4 protein-coding genes are annotated in these 4,872 nt (G+C 76.0%); 3 read left to right on the top strand and 1 reads right to left on the bottom strand.

The window, feature by feature from the left end; translation table 11 throughout:
- Window positions 1–185: 185 nt before the first annotated feature.
- From ACFXA3_RS35365 to ACFXA3_RS35375, 3 genes are all read left to right on the top strand, one after another.
- Window positions 186–2,651 (top strand): tetratricopeptide repeat protein, encoded by a 2,466-nt coding sequence (locus ACFXA3_RS35365; protein WP_385193950.1) that lies wholly within the window; start codon window positions 186–188, stop codon window positions 2,649–2,651.
- A gap of 89 nt (window positions 2,652–2,740) precedes the next feature.
- Window positions 2,741–3,154: a hypothetical protein gene (locus ACFXA3_RS35370; protein ID WP_385193952.1), complete on the top strand. Its 414-nt coding sequence runs from the start codon at window positions 2,741–2,743 to the stop codon at window positions 3,152–3,154.
- Between the two features lie 172 nt (window positions 3,155–3,326).
- Window positions 3,327–3,821 (top strand): hypothetical protein, encoded by a 495-nt coding sequence (locus tag ACFXA3_RS35375; RefSeq protein ID WP_385193955.1) that lies wholly within the window; start codon window positions 3,327–3,329, stop codon window positions 3,819–3,821.
- Here ACFXA3_RS35375 and ACFXA3_RS35380 read toward each other — a convergent pair.
- Window positions 3,752–4,872: tetratricopeptide repeat protein (locus ACFXA3_RS35380; RefSeq protein ID WP_385193958.1), on the bottom strand; the 1,121-nt coding region annotated here is incomplete at its 5' end. The two genes, ACFXA3_RS35375 and ACFXA3_RS35380, sit on opposite strands and share 70 nt — an antisense overlap.

Genomic DNA, 4,872 nt, shown 5'->3' on the forward strand with positions numbered 1-4,872 from the left:
ACGGCCCCCACCCCCCCCCCCCGCGCCGGGGTCCCGCGCCCCCCCCCCCCCCCCACCCCGTCGCGTCCCGCGTGTGCTGCCGCGGGCACCGGGGAAGGTGGTCCGGTGCGGGTTCGCGAGCGGATCCGGAGATCGTGACGTCCCCTCAGGGAACCTGGCGGGCGGCGGGCAGCGGGGGGCCGGGAGTGACGGAACAGTGGGCGCGCGCCGAGGGGAACAGCAGCATCCTCCAGATAGCCAGAGCCTATTTCCTGGCACGGCGCCCGGCCCGCGACGCGTTGTGGAGCCTGCCCGCGCCGCCGCACGTGTTCGTCGGGCGGGAGGAGGAGGCCGCGGAGCTGCTCCGGGTCCTGGAGCCCGGCGGGTCGCCGGTCTCCGTGGTGGTGGGGCTGGCCGGGGTCGGCAAGAGCGCCCTGGCCGTCACGGTGGCCGGGCGGGCGGCCGGGTCGTTCCGCGGCGGGGTGCTCTTCGTGGCGCTGGAGGGGTACGTTCCCGGCGCCGCGCTGAGCGCTGACCAGGCCGTCGGACGACTGCTCGGGCAGCTGGGCGTCGGGGACGAGGAGATGCCCGCGGCGGCGGACGGGCGGCTGGCGCTGTACAGGTCGATGCTGACCGCTCGGGCCGCGGAGGGGCGGCGCGTGCTGATCGTCGCCGACGACGCCGGCGACGCGATGCAGGTACGGGACTTGGTACCGCCGGGCGGGGACGTGCACCGCCTGCTCGTGACCTCGCGGGACCGGTGGGACGACGAGGGCCTCGTGGCGCGCCGCCTGGCCCTGGACGAGCTGGCGCCCGTCGCCGCCGCCGACCTGGTCGCGGACGTCCTGCTGCGGACCTGGCCCGGGGACCCGCGGCCCGGGAGCGAGGCGGCCGCGCTGGCGGAGATCGCGGGCCACTGCGGACGGCTGCCGTTGGCCCTCATGGTGATCGCGGCGGTCGCCGCCCGCGACCCCGAGGAACCGCTGCGCCGCGTGGCCGGGCAGCTGGCCGACGTACGGACCCGGCTGGACGCGCTCAGCCCGGTCGACCGGCACGGGATGCCCCGCGGAGTGCGGGCCGCGCTGGACCTGTCGTACGCGCGGTTGCCGGTGGACGAGGCGTGGCTGCTGCGGCTGTTGACGGTACATCCGGGGCCGGACTGTTCCGAACCCGTCGCGGTCCTGCTCGCGCAGGACGGGGATGCGTCGGCGACGGTGTCGGCGGAGCACCGGCACGCGGTGGGGGAGTGGTTGGCGGGGCTGGTCGGGGCCAGCCTGCTCGGCAGGCGCGAGGACCGGTGGCGGATGCACGATCTGGTGCGCCTGTACGCGACGGAGCTGGGCGAGCTGCACGCGGAGGCGGACCGTCGGAGCACGGCCCGGGAGCGGTTGGTGTGGTGCCACGCGGCCCTCCTCCTGGCGGCGGACAGCCGTATGCAGGGACGGACCGGGGACACGTTGTACGAGGTCTTCCCCGACGTGGCGGCCGCCCGGCACATGTTCGATCTGGAGGGCCCGAACCTCCTCGCCGTCGCGCGGATGGTGGCGACCGCGGGCCGGCCGGAGCAGGCCGTCGTCTTCGCCGTGTACCTCGGCGCGGACCTGGAACGGCAGCACCGCTTCGAGGAGGCGCTGGAGCTGGCGGAGCTGGGGCTCGCCGCGGCCCGCCGCATGCCCGGGAGCGTCGACCGCCGCGAGAACGAGATCCTCCTGCTGGGCAACGCGGGCAAGGCGCATGCGGCGATGTGGCAGTTGGACGAGGCCCTGCGGTTCCAGCAGGAGGCCGTCGAGGCGGCCCGGGGCCAGGGGACCAACCCCGGGGTCGCGGCCATGGCCTCGGGCCTGATGGCGGGTCTCCTGCGCAGGAGCGACCGGCTGGACGAGGCCCTCGCCGCGCACGAGGAGGCCCTGCACCTGCTCCGGGGGCAGCAGGACCCGCGGCACGAGGCGGTGCAGCTGGACGAGTACGGCCAGACCCTGATGAGGCTGGGCCGGGCGGACGAGGCGATTTCCGCGGTGCGGCGGGCCGTGTCGATCCTGGACGGGGGCGAGGACGTCTACACCCTGTCCCGGGTGCTGCACGTTCTCGGCGGGATGCTGTCGGAGACCGGCCGTCACGAGGAGGCGGTGACCACCCACTTGCGCGCCCTGTCCGCAGCCCGAACGGTCGACGACGAGCTCGCGGTGGCCATGGCCCGGAACCATCTCGCTGACTCGCTGCGGCCGTTGGGGAAGGTCCAGGAGGCTGTGAGGGCGTACGAGGAAGCCGTCGAGGGGTTCCGTACGGTCGGCTACGGGTACGGCGAGGGCGTCGCGACGGCCGGTCTGGGGGTGCTGCTGGCCGACGAGGGCCGGTGGGCCGAGGCGCGGGTGGTGCTGGGGCGTTCTCGTGAACTGCTGGACCTCGCCGGTGACGTCGAGATGCTGGGGCCGGTGCTGCTCGCGTACGGACGGACGCTCGGTCGGCTGGAGCGCTCCGAGGAAGCGGTGCCGGTGCTGCAGAGGGCGGCGGAGGTGGAAGGCGGCCGGGGCAACGCGCCGGGCGAACGGGAGGCGCTGCGGCTGCTGGCCGCGGTACGGGAAGGGCAGGGGCAGGGGCAGGGGCAGGGGCGGGGTTGGGGGCGGGGGGCGCAGCGATGGCTGCGGACCTGGCTGCGCGGTCGGCGGGGATGAGCGGATGGTCGGTCGGAAGGTGGAACGGGCCGGAATGCGGGGATGGTTCACCTCGTGGGTTCATTCGTACAGGGATGAGTGGGGGGCCAATGTCGCGTCCGTTGCGGTGGGTTGTCGTCGTCCTCGGGTCGGCGGTGGTGTTCTTCGTCTGTTTCAAGCTGGCCCAGGCGGATCCCTTCGGCTGGCTGCCGGAGAAGGACTCCGACGCCGTCGCCGTCGCCGCCGGGTTCGCCGGGGCCATGACCGCGGCCGTCGGGCTGGCCGGGGGCTGGTGGGCCGGTACGGCGCCCACGAGGCCACCCGCGCCTGCTCCGGCACCTGCGCCGGTGTCGGAGCGCCCCGTGACGCAGTTCGCCGAGGCGTCCGGCACGTCGGAGGTCAGTCAGGCCGGCGGGGCGAATCCGGCCGGACCGGTCGACCAGTGGGCCAGCGCCCGGGACAACAGCCGGATCCGCCAGTCCGGCGGTGACGACCGCGGCGGGACGGGAACCGGGACCCCGTGACCGGCGGGCGCGCGGAGCGGGCGGCTCGGTCCCGCGCCCCGGACGTGTGGACCACCTCGCGTTAGGCCTGCGTCACGTCGGGCGTTAGGCCCGTGCGGCAGCGTTCCGGTCGGGCGCCGGGCCGGGCCCGCGCCGTCGGAGAGACGGATCGGACGCAGACGAGGAGATGGTCATGCACGCAACGGTGAAGCGGCTTCGGCACAAGACGGTGCGGCGCCTGGTGACGGCCGGGGCCGCGGTGGTCCTGGCCGGTGTGGCGACCGGCCCGGCGCACGCCGGGGCCGGGCCGGCCCCGGCGGCGCAACAGCAGTCCGTCCCGGGGGCCTTGGCGGCACGCAGCACCCACGTGACGCTCGTCAACCTGACCGGCCGGGTCTGGCCGTTCGAGCAGGCCTCGCTGCGTCACGGGATCTGGAGCTCCCGCCTGCCCGAGTTCATCGGCCCCTCCGCCGCGGGCGAATGGGCATCGGAGTCGAACGGCGTCATGACCGGCACCGAGGGGCAGGCGACCTACGCGACCGGGGACGGGCCCGTGGAGGTCCGCTGGAACAACCCGTACGTCGGCAGCAACACCTACGACTGCCGCGTGCCGAGCGGCTATGCGTGCCGGCGCAGCGGCGGGTCCGGCGACAACGCCTCGGTGGTCTTCGAGGTGCGCTCGGCCTGACGCCGCTCCTCCCGGGCCGATGCCGCCGATGCCGCCGGGGTCCCGCCGTCCGGCCCGCGGCGCCCGCCGAGGGCCGCGGCGCGGCTCAGGCAGCGGCGGGCCTCCTCACCGCGGCCCAGGGCCCGCAGCGCCCTGCCGCAGGTGTCCAGGAGCAGCGCCCGGCGCTCGTCCGACTGCTCGTCGGAGGCGAGGGCGAGGCCCCGGCGGCAGTGGGCCAGCGCCCGGTCCGGGCGTCCGGTGGTGAGGCAGTGCGCGGCCAGGTGGTAGAGGGCCAGGACCTCGGTGTGGGGGTGATCGAGGTCCTGGGCCATGCGGGCGGCCTGTTCGCGCCGTTCCCCGGCGCCCGGCAGGTCGCCCGAGCGCTCCAGCGCGACGGCCCAGTTGATCAGGGCGATGACCCGGCCGAGCGGGTCCGCCGCCCGCAACGCCAGCTCCGGCGCCCGCGACAGGTGTTCCAGTGCCGCGGTGTGCTGCCCGTTCTCCGTGAGGACCCAGCCGAGCAGGGAGCGCAGCCGCGACTGCGCGTCCGGGTCGTCGAGTGCGACGGCGGCGGTCAGCGCGTGCCGGAGGGTCGGTTCCCAACCGTCGTGCACCTGGCGGACGATGAGCGGCCACAACTGTACGGCGATGCGCCAGGCCAGCTCCGGATGCCCGGCGCCGGCCGCTGCGGCGACCGCTGCGGTGAGGTTGGCCCGCTCGGTGCCCAGCCAGGCCATCGCCTCGGCCCGGTCGGCGAAGACGGGCGGCGCGGAGGGCGGAACCACCCCGGCGGGCAGCGTGCAGCAGGGCTGGCTGCCCGGTTCGGCGGCCGCCGTGGCGGCACGGGCGGCGGACAGGTAGTGCACCAGCAGCTCCCGCAGCCCGGCGGTGTCGGCCCGGTCGGCGAAGGAACGGGCGTACAGGCGGGTCAGATCGTGCATCAGGTACCGGTCGGCGGTCCGCTCCTCGACGAGGTGGGCCGCGGCCAGGTCCTCCAGGGCGCCGCGGGGCGCCCGGGGCGGGAGGCCGCCGCGGGCGGCGCCGGGGCCGGGGTCGAGCTCGGTACCCACGA

The sequence above is a fragment of the Streptomyces sp. NPDC059456 genome, from assembly GCF_042750055.1.
Classification (GTDB): Bacteria; Actinomycetota; Actinomycetes; order Streptomycetales; family Streptomycetaceae; genus Streptomyces.